Origin of the sequence: Dinoroseobacter sp. PD6 (assembly GCF_028807315.1) — a bacterium.
Lineage (GTDB): Bacteria > Pseudomonadota > Alphaproteobacteria > Rhodobacterales > Rhodobacteraceae > Dinoroseobacter > Dinoroseobacter shibae.
Window position 1 is genome coordinate 395,958 of record NZ_JARAMN010000003.1, and the last position, 24,606, is coordinate 420,563.

A 24,606-nucleotide genomic window follows, 5' to 3' on the forward strand; every position below is an offset into this window, starting at 1 on the left:
GGCACCAGCTTGCCACAGGCAACGCGGCCGGTCATCCGGGAAAGCCGTGGGGAAGCAAGCCAGGGCTCACCTCTGCCGGGGTGCTTGCATATCCTGCGGTCCCGACTCCGCAACCTACGCGCGCGGGGCCTTCTGCGCGGCCCGTGCCCGTCGGCTGAGCGCCCGGGCCAATGGCGCCACTGTCAAACCTTGTACCACGATCGAGAAGATCACGACCACATAGACCGCCGTCAGCAGCACCTGCGTCCACTCGGTTTCGGGCAGGGATAGAACCAGCGCCACCGAAATCCCGCCCTTCAGCCCGCCCCAGGTCATGATCGGGATCGCCTCCGGGGTCAGGTCGGCGGGACTGCGTACGAGATAGAGCGGGATTGCCACCGCCGCGAGCCGCGCGATCAGCGACAGGACAATCGCGCCGACGATCAGCCCGAAAGATGCGTGACTGAAGGTGACGGCGAAAATCTCGAACCCGATCATCAGGAAGAGGATCGCGTTCAGGATCTGGTCGATCAGGTGCCAGAACATGTCGACCTGGGTCCGCGTCAGCTCGGACATGCGGTGCTCGGACAGAACCTCGCCGATCATTAGCCCTGCGACCACGGCCATGATTGGAGCCGATACCCCCAGCCACACGGACAGGGAATACCCTCCGAGCGCCAGTGCCAGGGTCAGCATCACGTCAAGCGCGTAATCGTCCACCCGAACCATCAGCTTGAAGGTCAGCCAACCCAGCACCAGCCCGACCAGCGCCCCGCCCCCCGCCTCCCGCACGAACAGAAAGACCGCGTTGAAGAACCCCGCGTCCATGTGGGCCTGCGCCGGAAAGGCCAGTCCCACGAGGATCAGGAACACCACGTAACCGACCCCGTCATTGAACAGGCTCTCGCCCGCGATCTTGGTCTCCAGGCTCTTGGGCATGTTCGTCGAGCGCAGCACGCCCAGAACGGCGACGGGGTCGGTGGGCGAGATCAACGCCCCGAACACCAGCGCAATCAGAATGGGTGCGCCCGCAAGCGCCCAGAACCCCAGCCCCGCGACCAGGGTGGAGATCACCACCCCGAGGGTCGCCAAAAGCAGCACAATGCGGCCTTCGTGACGCAGATCCGAGATATTCACATGCAGCGCCCCGGCAAAGAGCAGCAGGCCCAGCATCCCGTCGAGCAGCGCGTCGGAGAACTCCAGCCGCGCCACCATTCCTGTCACGGCCTCGCGCATGACGCTCTGCGGAAAGAGCGCGTCGATCCCCATCACCGAGAGCGAGGCAGCAAGCGCCACCAGCAAGATCCCGATCGAGGGGGGCAGGCGTAGGTACAGGTGATTGATGACACCGAAGAGAGCGGCGATCACCACCAGCAGCGACGCGATCTGAAAGAAATCCATGGGCGGGCTCGTCCTCGGGTCCGGGTTGCGACTGCACCGGCAACGGAGTACCGAGAAGGGCGCTGACCGGAGATTTGCATGCCCCCCCGCGAGAGTATAGACGCCTTCGGTGCCGTGGCGCTGGTGGGCTTCGCCCTGCTGATGGGGCTCAACCAGGTCGCGATCAAGATCGTGGGCGATGGCCTGCAGCCGGTCTTTGCCGCAGGACTGCGCTCGCTGGGCGCGGTGATCTGCATCTGGCTCTGGATGCGGTTTCGCGGGCTGCCTCTTAAGGTGGCGGCGGGGACGGTCAAGGCGGGGCTGGCAATCGGAGCGCTCTTTGCGATCGAGTTCCTGTGCCTGTTCATCGCGCTCGACATCAATAACGTCACCCGGGTCAGCGTTCTGATGTATTCCATGCCAGTCTGGCTGACGTTGATTGGCCATTGGGTTCTGCCGGGCGAGCGGATGTCCGCGTCCAAGGCGGTCGGGCTGGCCTTGGCCTTCGCCGGGGTGATCGTGGCCTTTGCAAGCCGTGGCAGCGACCTGGTCACAGGGAGCTTCTGGGGCGATCTCTTGGCCCTCGGGGCGGCAATCAGCTGGGCGGGGATCGGACTGCTTGCCAAGGCCTCGGCGCTGAAGACCGTGCGCCCCGAGATGCAGCTGATGTGGCAGGTGGCGGTCTCGGCGGTGGTACTTCTGGCGCTGGCGCCGTTTTTCGGGCCACTGGTGCGGGATCTCGCGCCGATCCATGTCGGCTCGCTGCTGTTTCAGATCGTGGTTATCGTCTCTGCGGGCTACATCTTCTGGCTCTGGCTGTTGTCGATCTACCCCGCCGGAGGGGTGTCAAGCTTTGCCTTCCTGATGCCGCTGAGCGGTTTCGGGTTCGGCTGGCTGTTGCTGGACGAGCCCCTGAGCGCGAGCCTGTGGCTGTCTCTGGGGTTGCTGCTGGTGGGGCTCGTTCTGATCAACCGGCCGCGTCGGGCGCGCTGAGCGGGCCAAGCCCGTTGCAACGGGCTTAAGCGCCTTGCAAGGCGCTTGGCCCGGCTCCGGCCATCGGCGCGGATCAATTCAGGTAGGGCACCGGGTCGACGCTTTCGATCCCTTCGCGGATCTCGAAATGCAGGAAGGACGGATCGCCCGTGGCCACGGTCGCGACCTGCTGTCCCCGACGCACCGTATCGCCCTTCTCCACGGCGATATCTCCCACATTGGCGTAAACCGTCAGCAGGTTGTCGGGGTGCCGCAGCACCAGGATCGGCACCTGGTCCGTATCACGGGTGATCGCGGCGACCTCGCCGTCGCCCGCCGCCACCACGGGCGTGCCCGGGTCGGCAGCGATGCCGATGCCGTCGTTCCGGCCCTTGTCGTAATCGCGGATAATCCGGCCCGCGACCGGGAAGGCGAAGCTCGCACTGTCCGAGGCCTCGGTCTGGAACTGCCCCATGTCGGGCGCGTCGGGCACGGCGGCCACGGGTTCCGGCTCGGGCAGGGGGGTACTGGCACTCGGTGGGACCGGCGCGACGCTACCCTGCCCGGGCGCGGGCTGCTCGGGGGCGGCGGCAGGGGCCGCAGCCGCTGTGGTCAGCGGCACCAGCAGAACTTGTCCCTCGCGCACCGCGAGATCCGGACCCAGTCCGTTCCAGTCCGCCAAAGCTCGCACCGAGATGTCGTAGAGCCGCGCGATGGAATAGGCTGTCTCCCCGCGCTGCACCTTGTGTTGCATTGGTGTCGGGCCGGACAGTTCCGCCGAGGGCACGGCGCGCACCAGCGGGGTGTCTACGCTGCTGGTGCCTTCGGGCAGCTCCGCCCGTTCGATCGCGCCCGAAGCGAGGGCCGCGATATCCGTGGTGCCCACAGGCTCTGCCACCCGGGTCGGCAGGGCCAGAACCTCGCCCTCTCGCAGCACGGTTTCCGGGTTCAGCCCGTTGAACCGTGCCAGCGCGCCCGGGTCGACCCCGAGCCGCGCGGCGATGGTGTTGGCGGTGTCGCCCTGCCGCGACAGGACCACCTGATAGTCGGCATAGGAAATCACCCCGCGCTCATCGGGCTCGGGCCGTGGGGCGGCGGGCGCCCCCACTGCGCCGGCAGTCGAGAACGGGCCGCCGAATGCGTCCCGCATGTCGAAATCCATGGTCGAGGTGTCGCAGCCCGCCAGGGCCAGGGCGCTACAGATCGCCAATACCGAGGCGGTGCGCCGCGCGCCGCACTTGGGAGGCTGGGAGATGTCGGTCATGGGCTCAAGCCTTCTGCTCTTGTCGGGCCGTGGCGCGCCTCTTTTCGGGTCGCTGCGCACGACATCCTTCCTCGGGGGCCGGGACGCGCATTCAGGCGCTGTTCTCCGGCGCGATGCCTTCTACCAGGGGGACAAACCGCACGCTGCGCATCTCTTCATAGTCGAAACCGCTCTCGGTTCGCGTGACCTTGATCAGGCTCTGCACCGCATCCGACTGCCCCACCGGCACGACCATGATACCCCCCTCGCGCAGTTGCGCCAAGAGCGGACCGGGGGGATCTTCGGCGGCTGCGGTCACGAGGATACGGTCGAACGGGGCCTGGTCGGGCAAACCGAAGCTCCCGTCACCGGTCAGAACCGTCACATTGGTCAGATCGAGCGCCTTGAACCGGGCCTCGGCGGCACGGGTCAGGCGGCGGTGACGGTCCACGGTCCACACGCGGCGGGCAAGTTGGCTGAGGATCGCCGCCTGGTAGCCTGCGCCTGTGCCCACTTCGAGAACATGGTGGCGGGGCCCGATCTCGGCGGCCTGTGTCATCAACCCCACGATCGAGGGCTGGCTGATGGTCTGGCCACAGGCGATGGGCAAGGGCACGTCCTCATAGGCGCGGCCCGAAAACACGCCTTCGACGAAGAGGCCGCGGTCGATCTTTTCCATCGCCGTCAGGACCGCCCTGTCCCGAACCCCGCGCGAGCGCAGAGCATAGAGGAACTGCATGACCTGTTCCGGCGATGGGCTCATGCCAGGGCGGCCTCCAGGTCGGCGAGTTTGTCATAGGCGGTCAGGTCGGCGCGCATGGGCGTGACCGAGATATAGCCGTCGAGGTTGAGACTCACGTCGCTGCCTTGCTCGGCCGGCACGTTCTGTGCACTGCCCTGGACCCACAGGAACCGCCGGCCAGACGGCGACAGCTGCGCCTCTACCCGGAACCGCGCATGCGAACGAAGTCCTTGTGGGGCCGCGCGCACCCCTTTCACACCGGCGGCCAGCACCGGCGGGAAGTTGACGTTGTAGAAGGTGCCGTAACCCGGCCCACCCCACTGATCCGCAGCCAGCAGTTTGCGCACCACCGCGACCCCGTGGCGGCGAGCGGCGTCAAACGGGTCGTCGGCAGTCGCCATGGCGGGCCCGTAATACTGCGACAACGCGATGGCCTTGTGGCCTTGCAGCGCACCCTCCATGGCCCCGCCCAGGGTGCCGGAATAGAGTGCGTTCTCCCCGGAATTGTTACCCCGGTTCACCCCGGACAGGATCAGGTCCGGCGCATCCCCGTTCATCACGTCATAGAGACCGGCCATCACGCAATCGGCCGGGCTGCCCTCGGCGGCATAGCGGCGCGGGCCCAGCTCGGCGATCATGGTGGGTTGGGTATAGCTGATGCAATGGCCCACACCCGACTGCTCGAACGCCGGGGCCACGGTCCAGACCTCGCCGCCCGGACCGGCGATCTCGGCGGCGATTTCCGCCAGGACCTCGAGCCCGGGGGCGTTGATACCGTCGTCATTGGTAATAAGGATGCGCATGATCTGCCCTTGTGTCTGCCCTGATCCCTGTTAGCGGCGGCGCGCGGCGGGGACAAGGGAGGCCGGGCAGCGGGCGCGCCCCCGCCCTGCGCAGGGCACTCAGGCGTCTAGCAGGGCGAGCAGGCGTTTGGCCTCTGCGGCAGGCGCGCTCAGGCCGGTACGATCCTCGCCCGGGAAGAACCGGGCACGGGTGGCCGTGGGCATGGGCGCGGGAGTGAAGCTTGCGACCTTCGGCCCGGTCCGAACGGTCTCGGCGGCCCAGCTGGCCACAAGGGCCGCCTCGGCCGCCTTGGAGGCCCCGTAAAGCCCGAAGAATTTCTCGCCCGCCCGCGGATCGGCGCAGAAGATAGCGCGCCCCTCGGCGGCTTCGTTGAGCAGAGGCGCGACCATGCGGATCACTCGCTGGGTGGCCTCCACATTGGTGGCGAATGTCTTGGCGTAGTCCTTGGGGGCGGCGTGATCGACCGGCGACAGAGTGGGTGCATGGACCGCGCAATGCACCAGCAGGTCGATCCGGCCCCAGCGGTCGTAGATCGCCCGGCAGATCCCGGCAACCGCATCCTCCTTGGTCAGGTCGATCGGCGCGAGCGTCGCGCTGCCGCCCGCGGCCTGAATCCGGTCGTCGAGTTCTTCGAGCGCGCCCACGGTCCGCGCCAGTGCGATCACATGGGCGCCGCGCGCGGCCAGGGCCTCGGCCACCGCGTGCCCCAGCCCGCGGGAGGCGCCGGTCACCAGCGCAATCTTGTCGGTCAGATCATATGCCATGGGCGAGGGTGTAGGCTTGAGCGTCGGTGGAGCGCAAGGGGGTGTGTACCTGCGTCGCGCTTGACTTTGGCGTGCGCGGACGGAACAACCGGTGTAACCTCTGCAACGACAGGATGACAGCGATGAGCACCACGACCCTCTCCCAAGCCGCGTTCGGCGAGACGACACTTCTGCGCAAGGCCCTGCTGGTTCTGGGCGGATCGCTGTTCATCGCCATTGCGGCGCAGGTCAGCGTTCCGATGTTTCCGGTGCCGATGACCCTGCAGATGCTGGCGATCCTGCTGGTGGGCTTTGCCTTCGGCGCCCGCCTCGGGGCGGCGACGGTGCTGGTCTATCTCGGCCAGGGCCTGGCGGGGCTGCCGGTCTTTGCCAACGGCATGAACGGACTGGCCTTTGCCGGCCCGACCGCAGGCTTTCTGATCGGCTTCGTGACCGTGGCCTATGTCGCCGGGCTGGCCGCCGAGCGCGGGTTCGCCAAAGGGTTCGTCGGCACGACGGTGGCGGCCTTGGTGGCCTCGGCGCTGGTCTATATTCCCGGCGTGGCCTGGCCGATGCTGGTGGCGTCCTCCTTCGGGCTCGAGGCTGGCTGGGTCGGCATCGGCGCCGACAAGGCCTGGGCCTGGTTCATGGGGCCCTTCCTGATCGGGGATGCGGTTAAGGCCGTGATCGCCGCACTGGTTGTCTCCGGCGCCTGGAAAGTGCTGCGCCGCGCCTGACGCAGCCTCACCGAATAGCTAATTGCGAAACGCGGCCCATTGGGGCGGCGTTGTCGTTCGTGCAGGGGCCAAGCGCCTTGGAAGGCGCTTAAGCCCGTTGCAACGGGCTTGCCCCAGCGGCCGACGCGCACGCCAGCGGCACCGATTGGAGAGCCTCCGGGTTCTCGCTGCTCTCTGCCGAGAAGGCTGGGATCGTCTTGATCGGATCTATCCGGGCTCACGGCGTGAGGTCTGATCCGAAACCACGGTCCGCGCGGGATGCCTCGGTGGCTCTGACTTCTGGTGCCGCGTCCCGGTCGAGCGACGGCGTGTCCATGACCGTTCGCGACTGCCGCAGCCGCGCCAGCGCCGCCTTGCACATCCCCATCTCCAGCCAGCGGCATCCGGCGCAGATCCGGTCCAGGTCGTCAGGCACCAGCCGCGCCATGCGGTCCTGCGCCTGCCCCCAGGTGATCACCTCGCCTGCCGCCAGATCGAGCGCCGTGCCATGGGCCCGGTCCAGCCGCGCGATCTTGCCTTGATCCACACAAAGCCGTCCGCGCCGCTTGGGGCAGGGCGCGCAGATCGCGTCCGTATGGGCAGTCACGCTGATCTCGGTCGCGTCGCCACCGGGCGCGCGCAGGCGCGTCACCACGATCTCGTGCATGTTGGCCGTGAACCGGTCGGAATAGCCCTTGCCCTCGAACCCCAGGGCGCACAGGAAATGATGCGGCCGGAACCGGATCATTCCGCCGCGGGGCGCAGCTGGAACCCTTTCTCCAGCATGTCCGACGGGGCCACCGGATATTCGCCTGAAAAACATGCGTCGCAATATCGAGGGGCCGCCGGGTCCCGGCCTTCGGGAACGCCCGCGGCGCGGTAAAGCCCGTCCAGCGTGATGAAGCGCAGGCTGTTGACCCCCAGATGAGCGCACATCTCGTCCTCGGACATGGTGGCGGCCAGCAGCTTCTCCCGCTCCGGCGTGTCCACACCGTAGAAACACGGCCAGGAGGTCGGGGGTGACGCGATCCGGAAATGCACCTCTGCCGCTCCCGCATCGAGGATCATTTCCTTGATCTTGCGCGAGGTCGTGCCGCGCACCACCGAGTCGTCCACCAGGATCACCCGCTTGCCCTTGATCAGCGCGCGGTTGACGTTCAGCTTCAGGCGCACGCCCATGTTGCGGATCTGCTCGGTCGGCTCGATGAAGGTCCGGCCCATATACTGGTTACGGATGATTCCCATGGCATAGGGAATGCCCGACTCCTGGCTGTAGCCGATGGCGGCGGGCGTGCCACTGTCCGGCACCGGGCACACAAGGTCCGCGTCCACGGGCGCTTCCTTGGCCAGTTCCACCCCGATCATGCGGCGCGTGTCATAGACCGACCGGCCGCCGATGATGCTGTCGGGGCGGGAGAAATAGACATGCTCGAAGATGCAGAAGCGGCTGGCGCGACGCTCGAACGGGAAATAGCTTTGCACGCCTTCGTTTTCGGTGATTACCACCATCTCGCCCGGCTCGATCTCGCGCACGAACTCGGCCCCGATGATGTCGAGCGCGCAGGTCTCCGAGCTGAGCGCCCAGCCATCGCCGAGCTTGCCCAGCACCAGTGGGCGCACGCCCAGCGGATCACGCACGCCGATCAGCTTGGTGCGGGTCATGGCGACCACGGAAAACGCCCCTTCGCAGCGGCGCAGGGCGTCCTTCATCCGCTCGGGGATGTTGCGCTGCAGCGACCGTGCCATCAGGTGAATGATGCACTCGCTGTCCGAGGAGGACTGGAAGATCGAGCCGCGGTCGATCAGTTCGCGACGCAGGGCATCGGCATTGGTGATGTTGCCATTATGGGCGATCGCCGCGCCGCCCATGGAAAACTCGCCGAAGAATGGCTGCACATCGCGGATCTGGGTGTGCCCTTTGGATCCGGCGGTGGAGTATCGCACATGCCCGATGGCCAGATGGCCGGGCAGGGTTTCCATCAGTGACGCCTTGGTGAAGTTGTCCCGCACATAGCCGAAGCGTCGCGCGGAGTTGAACCCGATCCCCGGCGCATGGCTGACGATGCCGCCGGCCTCCTGGCCGCGATGCTGCAGCGCGTGCAGGCCGAGGGCCACGAAATTCGCCGCCTCCGGCAGGCCGACAACGCCGAACACACCGCATTCTTCATGCAGCTTGTCGTCGCCGTCATCGGAACGCACGGCGTCGAAGTCAAACGGATGGGCCGGGGGCATCTTGGGCGGCCGGTCGGCGGGCGTGTCTGGGTGGGACAACGGGCGCTCCGATTCCTTGGAGAGGTCGGGCTCGTCATACTGCGTCGCAGCGCGTCTGTCACGAAACTATCATGGAAATTGCGGGACGCGGCCGCGGGCGCGCTTAGCCGGACTGGCCCAAAGGCTCGAGGCCGCTCCCGATCGCGCTCAGAACAGGATCGCGCGGCTGCCCCGAGCGGTGGGGGTTTCAAGCTGGCGCAGGGCCTCGGCGGCCGCGACCTCGTCTTCGCAGGGCCAGCGGTCATATTCCGCCAGCCGGATCTTCGGGGCGTAGTCGCATGTTGCATCGCGTTCGATGAAATAGGTGACCTCGCAATCGTCGAATGCGTGGCCGTTCTGGTCGAAATAGGTATTGCGCACCCGCATGGAAAACCGTGCCTGGGCGAAGCGCGGGGTGCCCATCACCGTGGTCTGGATGAAGGCGAGCCCCGCCCGCACCAGGATGGAGCGATAGCTGCTCAAGGCCGCGTGCAGATCCTCGCGCGACTGCAGGACGAGAATGCGGTCGCCGAAATAGACCGCGACCGGAGTGGCATACATCTCGGTCAGGTCCATCAGCTGGCCCCGGGTGAAACGGTCGACGATGCAATTTGCGAAAACGTGAGAAGCGGGCGTCATGATCGATACTCCCAAAACGGGGCGGCGCCGCATCCGATAATCCGGATGGGGCGGTGTTACTACAGGTTGTCAACTGGGGCCCGCACCTGAGTGAAGGGTGCCGCAGCCGGGTCGTGAGCTTGCTGCGGGAGCGCTAACACCAAACCGCTTTGAACGTCTCTAGGCAAAATTCTCAATTGTGGATGTGACGTAGCGTTACGCTGGGAGGTCGCGGGGGATCGGTACCGAGGCCGCGCGTCGGTGCCCCGGAAAACCGGGGCGAGCGGCGCCGAAACGGGCCGGTTGTGCGTGATTCTGTCCCGCGGCCCCGGCCGATCAGGCGCCGCAGTTGCCCACCAGCTCTTCGTACCGCCCGACGATCCAGCCAGTCGCATCCTCGGGGATCTGCGCTTCGATCTGTGTGGTGAGCGAGCCGAACACCTCCGCCGACCGGCTGTCCTCGACCATCGCCATGCTGTCGCTGACCATGATGCGTTCATAGGCCAGCAGCGCCACAGCCACCAGCAGGATGCCCCGCACCGCCCCGAACAGGAAGCCGAGCCCCTGGTCCACCCCGCCGAGGGCCGTACGGTGGATCAACCCGGAAAAGAGCGGCGTGAAGACTGACACCACGATCAAAGTGACCGCAAAGACCCCGGCAAAGGCGGCGATGATCGCCAACTCGCAACTGTCCTGCAAGATCGGTCCGACATAGGGCAGTTCCTTGATCAAGGGCTCGACATCCCCGGCGAACAGGAAGGCCACGATGGCCGCCGCAATCCAGCCCGCGATCGCCATGACTTCACGCACGAGGCCCCGGGAAAACGCCAGCAGCGCCGAGATCACGATGACACCGGCAACGATGCCGTCCACCAGAGTAAAACCGTCCATTCCCGCGCGTCCCCTGTTGGGCTTATCCTGCCCCGAACATGTCCCCGACCACCGTGGCCAGATCCGGCATCTGCCGTGTTTCCAGCCCCGAGGTGGTCCCCGTCTTGCTGCCTGCCGGGGCAAGCGCCTTGGTGAAACCAAGTTTCGCGGCCTCTTTCAACCTGTTTTCGGTCTGGCCAACGGGGCGCAGGGCGCCCGAAAGGCTGATCTCGCCGAAGACGACCATCTCCGCCGGCAGGGCGATATCCTCCCGCGCCGAGAGCAGCGCGGTGGCCACGGCGAGGTCCGCCGCCGGCTCGCCGATGCGCAAGCCGCCCGCAACATTGAGATAAACATCAAGCCCGGTGAACGGGATGCCGCAGCGCGCCTCCAGCACCGCCAGGATCATCGACAGCCGCCCGCTGTCCCAGCCGACCACCGTGCGCCGCGCATTGGCGAGCGCCGAAGGCGCGACCAGCGCCTGCAATTCGCACAGTACCGGCCGGGTGCCCTCGATGCCCGCGAACACCACCGAGCCGGGGGCAGGCGCGTCGCGCCCCGACAGGAACAGCGCCGAGGGGTTGGCGACCTCGGCCAGCCCTGCGCCGGTCATTTCGAACACGCCGATCTCGTCGGCCGGGCCGAACCGGTTCTTGACCGAGCGCAGAATGCGGAACTGGTGGCCGCGCTCGCCCTCGAAATAAAGCACCGTGTCGACCATGTGCTCGACCACCCGGGGCCCCGCGATCTGTCCCTCCTTGGTCACATGGCCCACCAGGATCACGCTGGTGCCCGACCGCTTGGCAAAGGTGACCAGCTCATGGGCGCAGGCCCGCACCTGCGCCACCGAGCCCGGCGCGCTGTCCACGGTGTCGGACCAGAGCGTCTGGATCGAATCGAGAATGGCGAGATCCGGCGCCTCGGCCTCCAGCGTGGTGAGGATGTCGCGCAAGTTGGTCTCGGCCCCGAGCTTGACCGCCGCATCGGCCAGTCCCAGCCGCCGCGCGCGCATCCGTACCTGGCTCGTCGCCTCTTCGCCCGAAATATAGACGGCCTTGGCCCCCGCCCGGGCAAAGCTCGCCGCCGCCTGCAGCAAGAGCGTCGATTTCCCGATCCCCGGATCGCCGCCCACAAGCACGGCGGAGGCATCCACCAGCCCGCCGCCCAGCACCCGGTCCAACTCTTCCAGCTGCGAGGTCCGGCGCGGCGGCGGCGCGTCCTCGCTTGCCAGATCGCCCAGGGGCACTTTCTTGCCCCGGATCCCGCCCAGGCTCTTCTTCGACGGTCCCGCGCTCAGGGGCACCTCTTCGGAGATCGAATTCCACGCCCCGCAGCCGTCGCACCGGCCGGACCACTTGGAATGGGCGGCGCCGCACTCGGCGCAGACGAAACGGGTGGCGGGTTTGGCCATGTCAGGCGCTCCGGATGATGGGACGGCTCAAAGCCCACGTCACGGGCCGTGCGGGGCAGGCGGGTCCTGTCTCTTGCCTGATACTGCGGCGGGGGTCAAACCGCCCGGACGCTCCGCGAGATAGCTGAAAAGCAGTGACGCCAGAACACAGGCCGTGAACAGCCCCAGCCCCCAGGCGACCTCCACCCGCGCCAGCCCGACACCTTTGACGATGACCACGTAGAGCGCGATCAGGAACACGTCCGCCATCGCCAGCCGCCCGAGCCAGATCAGCCAGACGGGCTTCGTCGCAAGCAGCCCGAATTGCACGGCCGCCAAGGTCAGGGTCTTGGCATAGGGGGCAAGAATGGCAAGCACCGCCACCAGTGCGGCCAGCGCCGGGGCGCTGTCCCACAAGCTCGCGACCCCCGACAGTACCGAAATCTCGGCCAACCCGAAGATCGGCAACAGCCCCGCGCGCAAGAGCGGCGCGGTCCAGGCGATGGGAAACAGAACCAGCAGCGACAGGTTGGCCCAGGCCAGCACTCGCGCGTTCACATCCCGACCCCGCATGCTGCCGGTGCGCCCGCATGGCGCGCCAAGCGCCTCGGGGCGCAGTCGATCACCGTCACCATCATCCCGTCAGCTTAGGCAGCCACAGCCGGGCGGGCAATCCGACGCGGGACGACAACCCGGCTGAGGCTGGCCCGGGCGCACGGCCGCCCGCCCTTGGACAAGTCGCTCAGGGGGGCGGGGCGCTGCGTGCGGGCTTCTCCCGCAGCGCCCAGAGAACCAGCAACGGGGCTTCGACGGCGCGCATCGCATGCACGACGTTGAACGGATTGTACCAGGTGCCGCCTTGCGGGACGTGGACCCAACCCGCGCGGCCCTGCTGAAACTCCCCCGGGCTGAGAACGAGATAGGTCTCTTCGGGGCTGTGCCTGTGATCGGGGTATTGCACATGCGGGGCCAGCAGCGACATGCCGATCCAGACATCGTCGCGCGGCTCCAGCCCGCCGGGGCCGACGAGCATGGCATTGGCGTGGGCGTCGGCGAAATGCGCGCTCGCCCCCGGACCGCCCCCCTCGCGGCGGCGCCACTGGAGCGCGGGCTCAAGTGCGGCAAAGCACTCCGCAAGGTGTCGCAGGTCCGGCGAGTCGAACCGCGCAGGGTTGAGGAGGGCGTCGAGATGCGTGCAGACGGGCAACCGCGCGCCGATGGGGGCCGCGTTCGGGGCCGCTGTCTCGAGGCTGTTGAAGATACGGTCGAGCGACCGCGCTGAAACTGGCTCGGTCGCGCGGGCGGCATAACTCTGCCGTGCGGCGTCCAGAAACGCCTGCAGGGCTTGGATGCGTTCGGTCATTTCCGGATCCCGGCTCCAGGAGAACGTGCCGCCAATCGCGGCGGCATTCCCAGTCTAATCCGTGTACGGGCCCGGGCCCAAGGCGTGATGTCGTATCGCAAGCGACCTGCCGCCAAATGAAGCTTGGCGGCCACTCGACATGACGCGACCAGCGCCAAGTCGGCACTGGTCGCGGGGTTTGAGGCTGCGCGCGGATGCGCGCAGGCGTCAGTTCTTGATGATGTTGTGCTCGGGGCCGAAGGGGAACCCGGTGATGTTTTCCACCGTGTTGTCGTCGTTGATGACCAGGATGTCATGCTCGCGGTAGCCACCGGCACCCGGCTGACCCTCGGGGATCATCACCATCGGCTCCATGGACACCACCATCCCTGGCTTCAGCTCGGTTTCGATATCCTCGCGGAGCTCGACGCCCGCCTCGCGGCCGTAGTAGTGGCTCAGCACACCGAAGCTGTGCCCGTAGCCGAAGGAGCGATACTTCAGCAGGTCCCACTCGCGATACATCTCGTTGAGCTCGATCGCGATGTCCATGCAGCGCGCGCCGGGCTTGATCAGCTGCAGGCCACGCTCGTGCACCTTCACGTTCTTTTCCCAGATGTCGAGGCTGGCATCATCCACATGGTCACAGAACAGGGTCCGTTCCAGCGCGGTGTAATAGCCGAAGATCATCGGGAAGGTGTTGAGGCTGAGGATCTCGCCGGACTGCACCTTCTTGTTGGTCACCGGGTTATGGGCGCCGTCGGTGTTGATGCCGGACTGGAACCAGGTCCAGGTGTCCATCAGCTCGACGAAGGGGAAGGAGTTCGCGATCTCGCGGATCATCGCGGTGGTGCCGGCGATGGCCACTTCATGCTCGGGGACACCGGCCTTGACCGCTGCGGCCACGGCCGCGCCACCCACGTCGGCGACGCGCGCGCCTTCCTTGATCAGCTTGATCTCTTCGGCGGACTTGATGGTGCGCATCCACATGGCGGGCTGGCCGACATCGACGAACTCGACGCCCGGCAGCGCATCCTGCAGCAGCTGGCGGTACTCGAGCGAGACATGGTCGAACTCGATGCCGATGCGCTTGGCGCCCGGGGTCAGCTGCTGGATCGCGCGATAAAAGTTGTCGCGGCGCCAGTCGGTGTAGGTGATGTTGTTGCCAAAGCTCCGGCGGAAGGGCTGGCCGCCATCGATCCCGGCGGAGATCGTCGTGGCGTTCTTCTGGTCGATGACCATGCCGTATTTACGGCCGAAATAGCAATACAGCCAGCCGCTGTAATAGTTGATGCAGTGATACGAGGTGAAGAGCGACGCATCGACATCGTTCTTGGCCATCCAGTCGCGCAATTCGTTTTGCCGACGGGCCATCTCTGTGTCCGAAAAGGGCGAGAACTCTTTTTCGCCGTTATGCCATTCCATGACGTGGAGCATGTCGTCGACGTTGGTATTACCGTCCATCTCGAAGATCCTTCCTGCTGACAGTGACCCTGCTTGGGTAACAGCGCGCCGAGCGGAGGAAAAATTAATTGAAATGATTATACCATTAGCAATGCAAATGTGGTTATCGGCAAGCGGACCTCACTTGGTGCGCGCGCGCGTCGGAAGCCGGAAGGTGGACACATCCTCGGTAATCTTCTCGATCAGTTTCAGGGCGGCGTCGGACATCTTCACATGTTTGTAGAACAGGCCCACATGGATGTTTGCGAGGTTGGGAAACCCCTCGCCGGGGCTCAGTAGCCGCATTCCGGGCAGCAACGTCTTCTTGGTCAGCGCCGTGACGCCCATACCGTCCAGCACCGCCTTTTGCAGGGCAGACACGCCCAGGCTCTCGAACGAAATCCGCCAGTCCCGCCCTTCGGTGTTCAGCGCGTCGATCATGCGCTTGCGGTAGAAGCAGCCGTTGGGATGCGCGACGACCTTGAGCGGCTGGTCCGGATCGATTCTGTGGTCGCGGGCGCAGACCCAGACCGGATGCTCGGACCAGTAGACCGAGACATGGGGTGCGGGCATCGAATCGGTTATGGCTATGGTCATGTCGAGGTCGTCCACATGCAGCGCCGATAGAAGATCCGGGCTGCGGTTGCAGCGAATGTCCAATTGAACGGCAGGGTTCTCGCGGGCGAACCTGGTGATGATGCTCTGAAAATACTCGATCGCGTAATCCACCGGCAGGCCGACGCGGAGCGTGCCCAGGATGGACGCTTGCTGCAGGTTCGCAACGGCCCGGTCGTTGAGGCGCAACATCTCACGGGCATAGCCCAGCAGGGTCTGCCCGTCCGGCGTCAACTCCACCTGCTTGCCTTGTTGGGCCAGCAGTTTCTTGCCGGTGATCTCCTCGAGCCGCTTGATCTGAAGCGATATGGCCGGTTGCGTCCGGCCGAGAATGCGCCCGGTTTCCGTATAGTTACGCAGATCAACCACCGTCACGAAGGTCCGCAGCAGGTCGGTTTGCAGATTGGTGAATTTGCGCGCCATTAACAATCCTTATCCCGGCATTGTTACTATGAATTTTTGGCAGAGCACAAGCTACCGTAGGCTTCGGCGCATCTTTTGTCTCTGGGGGTGCCATGCCACGTTCGACCGTTTTTGCTGCTGAAATGCCCTGGCCGGACTATCAGAAACGGGTGCAATCGGGTGACGTGCCCGTTCTCATCCCGCTGGGATCGATGGAACAGCACGGCCATCACATGCCGATGCATGTGGACGTCCTGCTGCCGACCGAATTCGCCCGCCGCGTGGCCGAGAAGGTCGGGGCCCTCGTCGCACCGCCCTTTACATACGGATACAAGTCCCACCAGAAGTCCGGCGGCGGCAACTTCTTTCCCGGCACGACGAGCCTCGATGGTGCAAGCCTCGTGAACGCGCTCAAGGACGTGGTCAAGGAATTTGTCCGCCACGGCGTGCGCAACCTGTGCATCGTCAACGGGCATTTCGAGAACTCCTGGTTCATCACCGAGGCGATCGACCTGGCGTTGCGCGAACTCGGCTGGGGCGGCGTGCATGACGTCAAGATCGTCGTGCTGTCCTATTGGGACTTCGTGGACCAGGCCTCCATCGAGAAACTCTATCCCAATGGGTTTCTGGGGTGGGACATCGAACATGGCGGTGTTCTGGAAACATCGCTGATGCTGCGCCTGCACCCTGATCTGGTGTCGCTGCAGGACGCGGTTGAGCACGCGCCCGCGACCTTCCCGCCCTATGACGTCTACCCGGCCAAGCCCGAATGGACCCCGGCCAGCGGCACCCTGTCCTCGCCGAAAGAGGCGACCGCCGAGAAGGGCGACATCCTGCTGGAGGTGTGCACCGCGGGCATCGTCAACGCGCTGCAAACCGAGTTCGCCATGACCGCAGGCCCGTCCGGCAGCAACTGAACAACAGCCAAGAACAAAGAGAAAAATTCGTCCCAACAAGGAGTTTTCCAATGCCGACCAACCTGATCCGGCCCAGCCGCCGCAGCCTGTTGAAGATGACCGGCGCCGCGGCTCTCGCCACGCCGTTTCTGTCGATCCGTGCCGCCGCACAAACGACCGAGCTGTCGATGCTGGCCTGGTACGGTCACGCCGAGCCCGACATCGTCGGCGCGTTCGAAGAAGCCAACAACGTCAAGTTCGTCCCGAAATACTACACCGGCGGCGACAACATGCTGGGCCTGATAGCCCAGTCGCCGCGGGGCACCTTCGATGTGATCCTGTCTGATGCCGAATATGTGCAGCAGCTCAATGCCGCGGGCTTCATCGAAGAGCTCGATCCGGCCGATTACGCCTTCGACGATTTCTTCCCCGAGTTTCAGAAATTCCCCGGCCACTGGCAGGACGACAAGCTGTTCTCCGTGATCACGCGCTTCGGGTTTCTCGGCGTCGCCTACAACACCGATGCCTTCACGGCGGAAGAAGCCTCCAGCTACGATCTCTTTGCCGACGAGCGTCTGACCGGCAAGCTCGGCCATTTCGACTGGCACCTGCCCAATCTCGGCCAGATGAGCCTGCATGTGGGCAATGCCAGCCCCTACGACATCGACGAAGCCGCCTGGGAGCGCGTGCAGGAGCATACCATGGGTCTGCGCCGCCAGGCGGGCGGGTTCTTCGACTATGGCGGCACCTTCTCGTCGCTCGACAACGGCCAGATGCTGGCCTTTGCCGGGATCGGCGACTGGATCACCGGCACACTGGAGAAAAACGGCAGCCCCGTCCGCTCCGTCATCCCGGAACAGGGCGGCCTGCAATGGACCGAAAGCTTCTCGATCGGGAAGGGCTCGCGCAACCAGGAGATGGCCAAGAAGTGGATCCAGTACATCACCTCGCCCGAGGGCCAGGCAAAATCCGCCGACATGGCCGCATACCCCGCCATCGTGCCGTCGCAGGCTGGCTGGAAAGTGCTCAACGACACCAATCCGGCCGAGGCGCGGCGCCAGAACATGGTCCTGGGTGAGCGCAACGCGATGGACATGATCCGCGAGGGCCTGATCCAGTATCGCCAGCTCCCGGTTCAACAGAGCCTGGAGGACTGGAACGACTTCTGGTCCGACTACAAGGGCGCCTGACGCATACGCGGGGCGGGGGCGGCGGATCCAAGGCTGCCCCCGCATCGCATCCCGATTGCAGAGCCATGGGATTTCATATGACCAAGCGCCCGACATTCTTTTCCCTGATCCTGTCTCTGCCACTCCTGCTCTGGCAGTTGACCTTCTTTCTGTTTCCGCTTCTGTTCCTGGTCGCGATCAGCTTCTGGACAGTGCGTAATTTCCAGATGACGCCGGATCTGAACTTCGCCAACTGGGAGCGGATCCTGACGCGCGGCGTCTTCTGGGACGCCTATTTCCGCACGATGGTCCTGGCCACGACCGCGGCCGTGATCACCAGCGTGATCGCCTTCCCCGCGTCCTACGCGATCTCCTTCAAGATGAGCGAGAAAGCCAAGCGGTGGATGATCTTCATCCTGATCATCCCGTTCTTCACCAGCTACCTGGTGCGGGTCTATTCGTTGCAGGTGTTCCTGTCCGACGCGGGCATCGTGAACGCTGCGCTGGGCTATCTCGGCCTCGGACCCTTCACCATGCTGAACAACGCCTTCGGAATTCTCGTCGGCATGGTCACACTGACCCTGCCGCTCGTGATCCTGTTGCAGACCTTCAGCCTGAATTTCGTCAACCGGGACCTGATCGAGGCCGCGCACAACCTGCGGTGCGGGCGGCTGCGCACGGTGTTCGCGGTGATCGTGCCCTCGGCCAAGGTCGGCCTTGTGATCGCGGCACTCTTTGCCTTCATCCTCAGCTTCGGGGATTTCGTCAGCCCGCTTTACCTCGGCGGCGGCAACCCTCCGACGCTGTCGATCATGATCACAGACATCACCAAGTCCGGACAACAATGGCCGCGCGCCGCTGTGGTCGCGATCATGATGATCGCCACCCTGCTGACCGTTGCCTTCGCGGCGATCACATACGCCTACAAGGAGCGGGGCAAGTAAGATGGGCAACGAAAACCGTATCATCAACATCCTGCTCAAGGTGCATATCGCGCTTTGCCTGCTGTTCATTTTCGCGCCGATCGCGGGCAGCTTCGTGTTCTCGCTCAACTCCGACCGGTTCCCGTCCCTGCCTCTGGGGGAGTTCTCGACCGAGTGGTACCGCCTGATCTGGGAGGACCCGCTGGTCTGGCAGGGCTTCGGCAACACGCTGGTGGTGGGCCTGACGGTCGCCGTCATCGCGACCTTGCTGGGCTTCGGCGGGGCGTATACCGATTTCCGCTACAAGTTCACGGGCAAGTCCTTCTACGTGGCCTTGGCGCTCTTGCCGCCGACGATCCCGGTCGTGATCCTGGGGCTTGCAATGCTGGCCTTTCTCAGCCGGGTGAACCTGTCGGGCACGACGATTTCGGTCATCATCGCTCACGGTGTCATGTGCAGCCCCTTCGCCATGGCGATCATCCGGCTGCGTCTTTCGCAGATGGACCCGGACCTCGAAGCGGCCTCGTGGAACATGGGCGGCAACCAGTGGCAAACCCTGCGCTATGTCATCATCCCCTTCGCCAGACCCGCGATCTTCGCGGCGCTCTTCATCACCATGGCCGTGTCCTTCGATGAATTCGCGGTGGCCTGGTTCGTGTCGGGGCTCAACGAAACCTTGCCTGTCAAGATCCTCGGCTTCCTGCAAGGCCAGGTCAGCCCGCGCATCAACGCCATCGGGTCGCTCGCCTTCCTGAGTTCCATGACGCTGATCATCTTGGCCCAGCTTCTGCTGCGCAGCCCGGAGGACAAGAAATCATGAAAGCGAACGCACAAATGGACCAGTCGTCAGAACCGATCGTGAAGTTCGACAATGTCGTCAAGCGGTTCGGCAGCTTCACCGCGGTCAAGAAGGCGGATTTCGAGATCGGGCGCGGCGAGTTCCTCGCCATCATGGGCTCCTCGGGCTGCGGCAAGACCACGACCCTGCGGATGCTTGCCGGTCTTGAGGACCCTACCGAGGGGGCGATCTATCTCGATGGGGAGCAGGTCAACGGCAAGGCGACCTGGGATCGCGACACGCCGATGGTGTGGCAATCGCTGGCCCTGTTTCCCTTCCTGACCGTGCAGGAGAACGTCGAATTCGCGCTGAAAATGCGCGGCATCGGCAAGCAAGAGCGGCGGCAGCGTGCCGACAAGTGGCTCGACAAGATGCAGATCACCGAGTTCGCGGATCGCAACATCAACCAGCTTTCGGGCGGCCAGAAGCAGCGCGTGGCCCTGGCCCGTGCTCTCGTGACCGAGCCGAAGATCCTGTTGCTGGACGAGCCGCTCTCCGCGCTCGACGCGCATCTCAAGGTCCGGATGCAGTCGGTCTTGTCGAACCTGCAAAAGGACCTTGGCATCACCTTCGTCTACGTGACCCATTCCATGTCCGAAGCCTTCTCCATGGCCGACCGCGTGGTCATCATGAGCCGTGGCCAGATCGAACAGATCGGCACCCCCGAAGAGATCTACCGTGAGCCGCACAACCGCTTCGTCGCGGAGTTCCTCGGGTCCGCCAACATCTTCGACGGTGTGGTCGAGGGGCCCGCCGAGGACGGCGGCTGGCGCGTCAGCTACGAAGGCGGCGAAACGGTTCTGGACAAGTCCGAGCTGGCCGAGGCCCGCAAGGGACAGGCCGTGACCTTCATCGTCAGTGCCGAGAACATGCAACTGAGTCTGCCCGACAGCGGCCAGCCGGGGATCGCGGCGAGCGTTGCGGGCGAGGAATTCATCGGGGGCACCGCGATGGTGTTCCTGGAAACCGCCACGGGCCAGGAGCTCAAGGTGCAGAAAACCCACGAGGAGCTTTCGCAGCTCGATCTGCATGCCGGATCGCGCATCATCGTCCACTGGGCGCCTGACAGCTGTCACGTTCTGCCCGGCGAGACCGGCGCGCGGGACTAGACCGCGCGCGGCCCCGCTCGCGCCAGCCCGGCGCGGCCCGGGGCCGAGACCGAAAATTTGCCGTGCTGTGCCCGGTCGCGTGTATCCTGCGGAATGACGGACCAGAAAGACGGGCACCGGCATCGAAAAAAGGCGTGTGGGCGAGGAGGCTCGCGCGCGAGACCCGAAACAAGGGAGGACTTTCATGTTGATCCGATCAGGACCGTTCCGGGGGGTGAATCCACACACATCCCTGATATCGGCAGGGATAATCCTGCTTTTCGTGTTGCTTGTGCTGGCGTTTCCAAGCCGTTCGGCCGACTGGATCGACGCCGCCAGAACCCTTATCACGTTCTATTTCGGCTGGTGGTACGTGCTGCTTTCGGGCGTGTTTCTCGTATTCCTGATCGCAATCGCGTTCAGCAAATACGGCGCGATCCGGCTCGGAGACGCGGACGAGCGCCCGAAATACAGCTACTTTACCTGGTTCGCGATGCTCTATGCCGCGGGGCAGGGGATCGGGATCATCTTCTGGTCCATCGCCGAGCCGATGTTCCACTACTCGGGCGGCACGCCCTTCGCCGATGGCAGCGGCACCGCGGCCGCGGCGGACATGGCGATGCAGGTGACCTTCTTTCACTGGGGCCTGAACGCCTGGGCGATCTACTGCATCGTGGCCCTGGCCTTGTGTCTGGTCAGCTACCGGCTGAAGAAGCCGCTCGGCATCCGCTATACCCTCTATCCGTTGTTCGGGGACCGTGTCGAAGGCCCGCTGGGCGTGGTGATCGACGTGGTGGCGGTGTTCGCAACCATCTTCGGCATCGCGACCTCCCTTGGCCTGGGGGTCACGCAGATCAACGCGGGCCTCAACCACCTGTGGGGCGTTCCGATCTCCGAGACGGTCCAGCTTGTGCTGATTGCCGCGATCACGGCTGTGGCGCTGTGCTCGGTCCTGTCGGGCCTTGACCGAGGCATCAAGTGGCTGTCGCAGGTCAACATGTGGCTGACGATCGCCCTGCTGGTCTTCTTCTTCACCTGGGGGCCGACCCAATACCTGCTGGTGAGCCTGGGCGAGGTGACGCTGGCTTACTTTGTCAGCCTCTTCTCCTTCAACGTCTACATCGAAAGCGTGCCCGCCGAGGCAACCCGCTGGAGCGACATGTGGCAGGGCTGGTGGACGACCTTCTACTGGGGTTGGTGGATTTCCTGGGCGCCCTTCGTGGGGGTGTTCGTGGCGCGCGTGTCGCGGGGCCGGACGGTGCGGGAATTCATCCTCGGCGTCGTGGGCGTGTCCTCGATCCTGTCCTTCGTCTGGATCGTGGCCTATGGCGGCACCGCGCTCTGGGCCGAGGTTCTGGGGCCGGGGGGCGTGTCCGACGCGGTGAGCGCGAATGTCTCCATGGCGCTCTTTGCCACCTTCGATGCGATGGATGTGGGGGCCATCGGCTTGGTCGCCGGCGTGTTCGGCACGATCCTCGTGACGACCTATTTCGTGACCTCCTCGGATTCCGGCACGCTCGTTGTCGCCACGATCCTCAGCGAGGGCAACGAGCATCCGATGTATCGCCACCGCATGATCTGGGGCACGTTCGAAGGTGTCGTCGCCGCCGTCCTGCTGGTCGTTGGCGGGAGTGCCGCGCTCAGCACGCTGCAGACCGCGGCGATCATCGCCGCACTGCCGTTCTCGGTGATCATGGTGCTTATGTGTTTCGCGATCATCCGCTGCCTTGCGCTCGAACATGGCAAAGAGGCGATCAGATCCGCCGACAAGACCGCCTGATCCTGCGGTATCGGGTGGGCGCGGGAGCGCCCGCCCGTTCAGGCGTCGGCGTCCTCCGGGACCGCCTGGCGCCGCCAGGTTTCGGGGGGCACACCCTCGCGGGCCCGGAACACCTTGCTGAAATGGGACGCATCGCAAAACCCCGTCGCGGCGGCGATATGCGTAACGGACTGGTCGGTGCGCCGCAGCAACTGGCGCGCGACATTCAGCCGAACCGCGATACCGGCCTCCGCAGGTGACAGCTGCAGCGCCTCGCCGAAATGGCGTTGCAACTTGCGACGGCTGATGCCCAGACGCTTTGACAGCTGATCCACGGTCAACGGCGTCGCCACGTTCTGCCGCATCAGAAGCAGCGCCTTGCGGACCAGCTTGTCCGAGGTGCTGAATTCCAGCGGCAGCCCCGGCTGCGGGTTCTCCGGGGTCTGCGCCTCGTCGATGATCATGATGTTGAGGCTCTTGCGCGCCGCGGCCTGCCCGATATGGCGGTCCACCAGGAAAGCGGCGAGATGGGCCGAGCTTGCCCCCCCGGAACAGGTCAGCCGATCGCGGTCGACGACGAAGATCTGGTCCGAAACCGGGATCAGCCCCTCGAACTGTTCGAGAAAATCGTTGTGATGAAACCAGCTCACGCAGCAGCGATAGCCCTCCATCAGCCCCGCCTGGTGCAGGATGAACGCCCCGGTGCAGACCCCGACGATGGGGACATTGGCCTCGGCCGTGCGCTTGAGATAGGCGATGTATTCGGGGTTCAGATCCTGGATCGCCGGGATCAGTCCGCCCACAACGACCATGTAGTCAAAGGCGCGCGGATCGCCGAGACGCTGATCGGGCTGCACGGGAATCCCGCAGCTCGACACCACCGGGTTCATGGTCGCCGACAGAACCTTCCACGAACACCGGATCGGCCGGGAGCGGTCGCCCTCATCGGCCGCGAGCCGCAGCACATCGACGAAATTCGCGAACGCCGACAGGGTGAACTGCCGCGTCAGGATGAAGCCGACCTTCAAGGCTGGTTTGGTGCTCATTTCGGCCTTTCCCGCGCGATCACTTGGCCAGAATATACTACGCTTTTGGCGCAAGGATACAATGCGTGTGCCGTGCTCTGAGTCAATGTCCACCGAACGCACCCTTCCACATCCGAGGCTTTGCACATGACCCATTTCTCCGCGATGTCGCTGCTGAAAAATGCGCTTACCGGCCACAAGAACTGGCCCGAGCAATGGCCCGACAAACAGCCCAAGGACGAATACGACGTCATCATCGTCGGCGCTGGCGGCCACGGGCTGGGCGCGGCCTACTACCTGGCCAAGGAGCACGGCATCACCAATGTCGCCGTGATCGAGAAGGGCTGGCTCGGGGGTGGCAACACCGGCCGCAACACCACGATCATCCGTTCCAACTATCTCTATGACGAGAGCGCGAAGCTCTACGATCACGCACTCGATCTGTGGGAAAACCTCTCGACCGAGCTGAACTACAACGTGATGTATTCCAAGCGCGGCGTGATGATGCTGGCCCATAACGTGCATGACGTGCAGTCGTTTCAGCGCCATATCCATGCCAACCGTCTGAACGGGGTCGACAACCAGTGGCTGACCCCCAAGCAGGCCAAGGAATTCTGCCCGCCGCTCAATATCTCGCCCGATGCGCGCTATCCCGTGATGGGCGCGGCCCTGCAAAAGCGCGCCGGGACCGCGCGCCACGATGCCGTGGCCTGGGGCTATGCGCGGGCCGCGGCCAAGCGCGGCGTCGACATCATCCAGAACTGCCCCGTGATCGCGATCCGCCGTGCCGCCGATGGCTCGGTCGAGGGCGTCGATACCGCCAAGGGCTTCATCAAGGCCAAGAAGGTGGCCGTGTCCGCCGCCGGTCACACATCGGTGGTGATGGACAGTGCGGGCGTGCGCATGCCGCTGGAAAGCTACCCGCTCCAGGCGCTCGTGTCGGAACCGATCAAGCCGGTCTTCCCCTGCGTCGTGATGTCGAACACCGTGCACGCCTATATCAGCCAGTCCGACAAGGGCGAGCTGGTGATCGGCTCGGGCACCGACCAGTATACCAGCTATTCCCAGCGCGGCGGCCTGCCGCTGATCGAACACACGGTGTCGGCGATCTGCGAGGTCTTTCCGATCTTCAACCGGATGCGGATGCTGCGCAAATGGGGCGGCATCGTGGACGTGACCCCCGACCGGTCGGCCATTCTCGGCAAGACCCCGGTCAAGGGGCTCTATGTCAACTGCGGTTGGGGCACGGGTGGCTTCAAGGCGACCCCGGGGGCGGCGCACACTCTGGCCTGGACCGTGGCCAAGGACGAACCACACCCGATCAACGCCCCCTTCACGCTCGAACGCTTCACCACCGGCCGTCTCATCGACGAAGCCGCCGCAGCCGCTGTTGCGCACTGAG

General features: G+C 65.0%; 24 protein-coding genes. 9 read left to right on the forward strand and 15 right to left on the reverse strand.

Annotated elements, in window-relative coordinates:
• Positions 1 to 114 precede the first annotated feature (114 nt).
• Entirely contained in the window at positions 115 to 1,380 is a 1,266-nt protein-coding gene (locus PVW48_RS07640) for a cation:proton antiporter (RefSeq protein ID WP_274580915.1), read from the reverse strand.
• 78 nt (positions 1,381 to 1,458) lie between these two features.
• Between PVW48_RS07640 and PVW48_RS07645 the strand changes: the two genes are divergently transcribed.
• The gene (locus tag PVW48_RS07645; protein WP_274580916.1) at positions 1,459 to 2,352 is read left to right on the forward strand and encodes a DMT family transporter; all 894 of its coding nucleotides are present in this window, start codon (positions 1,459 to 1,461) and stop codon (positions 2,350 to 2,352) included.
• A gap of 73 nt (positions 2,353 to 2,425) precedes the next feature.
• On the opposite strand, the gene PVW48_RS07650 is transcribed toward PVW48_RS07645, so the two are convergent.
• The 4 genes from PVW48_RS07650 to PVW48_RS07665 form a co-directional block, all read right to left on the reverse strand.
• Complete coding sequence (locus PVW48_RS07650) at positions 2,426 to 3,595, reverse strand: LysM peptidoglycan-binding domain-containing protein (protein WP_274580917.1); 1,170 nt, start codon at positions 3,593 to 3,595, stop codon at positions 2,426 to 2,428.
• Between the two features lie 91 nt (positions 3,596 to 3,686).
• Positions 3,687 to 4,337: a protein-L-isoaspartate(D-aspartate) O-methyltransferase gene (locus PVW48_RS07655; RefSeq protein ID WP_012178805.1), complete on the reverse strand. Its 651-nt coding sequence runs from the start codon at positions 4,335 to 4,337 to the stop codon at positions 3,687 to 3,689.
• Complete coding sequence (gene surE / locus PVW48_RS07660) at positions 4,334 to 5,119, reverse strand: 5'/3'-nucleotidase SurE (RefSeq protein ID WP_012178804.1); 786 nt, start codon at positions 5,117 to 5,119, stop codon at positions 4,334 to 4,336. The genes PVW48_RS07655 and surE overlap by 4 nt, the downstream gene beginning before the upstream one ends.
• Positions 5,120 to 5,218: 99 nt before the next feature.
• Positions 5,219 to 5,884 carry an SDR family NAD(P)-dependent oxidoreductase gene (locus PVW48_RS07665; protein WP_274580918.1) on the reverse strand — a complete coding sequence of 222 codons (666 nt, stop codon included), beginning with the start codon at positions 5,882 to 5,884 and terminating at the stop codon, positions 5,219 to 5,221.
• Positions 5,885 to 6,006: 122 nt separating this feature from the next.
• On the opposite strand from PVW48_RS07665, the gene PVW48_RS07670 reads away from it, so the two are divergent.
• Positions 6,007 to 6,600, forward strand: coding sequence for a biotin transporter BioY (locus tag PVW48_RS07670; protein WP_274580919.1), 594 nt, complete (start codon positions 6,007 to 6,009; stop codon positions 6,598 to 6,600).
• Between the two features lie 217 nt (positions 6,601 to 6,817).
• On the opposite strand, the gene PVW48_RS07675 is transcribed toward PVW48_RS07670, so the two are convergent.
• The 9 genes from PVW48_RS07675 to PVW48_RS07715 form a co-directional block, all read right to left on the reverse strand.
• Positions 6,818 to 7,327, reverse strand: coding sequence for a DUF1284 domain-containing protein (locus tag PVW48_RS07675; protein WP_274580920.1), 510 nt, complete (start codon positions 7,325 to 7,327; stop codon positions 6,818 to 6,820).
• On the reverse strand, positions 7,324 to 8,811 hold the full coding sequence (gene purF, locus PVW48_RS07680; protein ID WP_044028704.1) for an amidophosphoribosyltransferase: 1,488 nt from the start codon (positions 8,809 to 8,811) through the stop codon (positions 7,324 to 7,326). Before purF ends, PVW48_RS07675 begins: the two co-directional genes overlap by 4 nt.
• A gap of 186 nt (positions 8,812 to 8,997) precedes the next feature.
• Positions 8,998 to 9,468, reverse strand: coding sequence for a hypothetical protein (locus PVW48_RS07685; RefSeq protein WP_274580921.1), 471 nt, complete (start codon positions 9,466 to 9,468; stop codon positions 8,998 to 9,000).
• A gap of 315 nt (positions 9,469 to 9,783) precedes the next feature.
• Positions 9,784 to 10,338 (reverse strand): CvpA family protein, encoded by a 555-nt coding sequence (locus tag PVW48_RS07690; protein WP_012178798.1) that lies wholly within the window; start codon positions 10,336 to 10,338, stop codon positions 9,784 to 9,786.
• A 22-nt stretch (positions 10,339 to 10,360) separates the two neighbouring features.
• Positions 10,361 to 11,728 (reverse strand): DNA repair protein RadA, encoded by a 1,368-nt coding sequence (gene radA, locus PVW48_RS07695; RefSeq protein ID WP_274580922.1) that lies wholly within the window; start codon positions 11,726 to 11,728, stop codon positions 10,361 to 10,363.
• Between the two features lie 39 nt (positions 11,729 to 11,767).
• The gene (locus PVW48_RS07700) at positions 11,768 to 12,265 is read right to left on the reverse strand and encodes a paraquat-inducible protein A (protein ID WP_274580923.1); all 498 of its coding nucleotides are present in this window, start codon (positions 12,263 to 12,265) and stop codon (positions 11,768 to 11,770) included.
• Positions 12,266 to 12,449: 184 nt separating this feature from the next.
• Positions 12,450 to 13,070, reverse strand: coding sequence for a dimethylsulfoniopropionate lyase (locus PVW48_RS07705; RefSeq protein ID WP_274580924.1), 621 nt, complete (start codon positions 13,068 to 13,070; stop codon positions 12,450 to 12,452).
• A gap of 207 nt (positions 13,071 to 13,277) precedes the next feature.
• Entirely contained in the window at positions 13,278 to 14,510 is a 1,233-nt protein-coding gene (locus tag PVW48_RS07710) for a M24 family metallopeptidase (RefSeq protein WP_012178794.1), read from the reverse strand.
• 120 nt (positions 14,511 to 14,630) lie between these two features.
• Positions 14,631 to 15,527, reverse strand: coding sequence for a LysR substrate-binding domain-containing protein (locus PVW48_RS07715; RefSeq protein ID WP_012178793.1), 897 nt, complete (start codon positions 15,525 to 15,527; stop codon positions 14,631 to 14,633).
• 92 nt (positions 15,528 to 15,619) lie between these two features.
• Here PVW48_RS07715 and PVW48_RS07720 point away from each other — a divergent pair, with 92 nt between their 5' ends.
• The 6 genes from PVW48_RS07720 (at position 15,620) to PVW48_RS07745 (ending at position 22,200) form a co-directional block, all read left to right on the forward strand.
• The gene (locus PVW48_RS07720) at positions 15,620 to 16,423 is read left to right on the forward strand and encodes a creatininase (RefSeq protein WP_274580925.1); all 804 of its coding nucleotides are present in this window, start codon (positions 15,620 to 15,622) and stop codon (positions 16,421 to 16,423) included.
• A 50-nt stretch (positions 16,424 to 16,473) separates the two neighbouring features.
• A complete protein-coding gene (locus tag PVW48_RS07725) occupies positions 16,474 to 17,592 on the forward strand; it encodes a polyamine ABC transporter substrate-binding protein (protein WP_012178791.1) in 1,119 nt (372 codons plus the stop codon).
• Between the two features lie 77 nt (positions 17,593 to 17,669).
• Positions 17,670 to 18,515 (forward strand): ABC transporter permease, encoded by an 846-nt coding sequence (locus PVW48_RS07730; RefSeq protein ID WP_274580926.1) that lies wholly within the window; start codon positions 17,670 to 17,672, stop codon positions 18,513 to 18,515.
• A 1-nt stretch (position 18,516) separates the two neighbouring features.
• Positions 18,517 to 19,314 (forward strand): ABC transporter permease, encoded by a 798-nt coding sequence (locus PVW48_RS07735; RefSeq protein WP_274580927.1) that lies wholly within the window; start codon positions 18,517 to 18,519, stop codon positions 19,312 to 19,314.
• The gene (locus tag PVW48_RS07740) at positions 19,311 to 20,441 is read left to right on the forward strand and encodes an ABC transporter ATP-binding protein (protein ID WP_274580928.1); all 1,131 of its coding nucleotides are present in this window, start codon (positions 19,311 to 19,313) and stop codon (positions 20,439 to 20,441) included. Before PVW48_RS07735 ends, PVW48_RS07740 begins: the two co-directional genes overlap by 4 nt.
• A gap of 184 nt (positions 20,442 to 20,625) precedes the next feature.
• Positions 20,626 to 22,200, forward strand: coding sequence for a BCCT family transporter (locus PVW48_RS07745; protein ID WP_012178787.1), 1,575 nt, complete (start codon positions 20,626 to 20,628; stop codon positions 22,198 to 22,200).
• Positions 22,201 to 22,238: 38 nt separating this feature from the next.
• On the opposite strand, the gene PVW48_RS07750 is transcribed toward PVW48_RS07745, so the two are convergent.
• On the reverse strand, positions 22,239 to 23,225 hold the full coding sequence (locus tag PVW48_RS07750) for a GlxA family transcriptional regulator (protein WP_274580929.1): 987 nt from the start codon (positions 23,223 to 23,225) through the stop codon (positions 22,239 to 22,241).
• A 126-nt stretch (positions 23,226 to 23,351) separates the two neighbouring features.
• On the opposite strand from PVW48_RS07750, the gene PVW48_RS07755 reads away from it, so the two are divergent.
• Positions 23,352 to 24,605 carry a sarcosine oxidase subunit beta family protein gene (locus PVW48_RS07755; RefSeq protein WP_012178785.1) on the forward strand — a complete coding sequence of 418 codons (1,254 nt, stop codon included), beginning with the start codon at positions 23,352 to 23,354 and terminating at the stop codon, positions 24,603 to 24,605.
• Position 24,606: the final 1 nt, after the last annotated feature.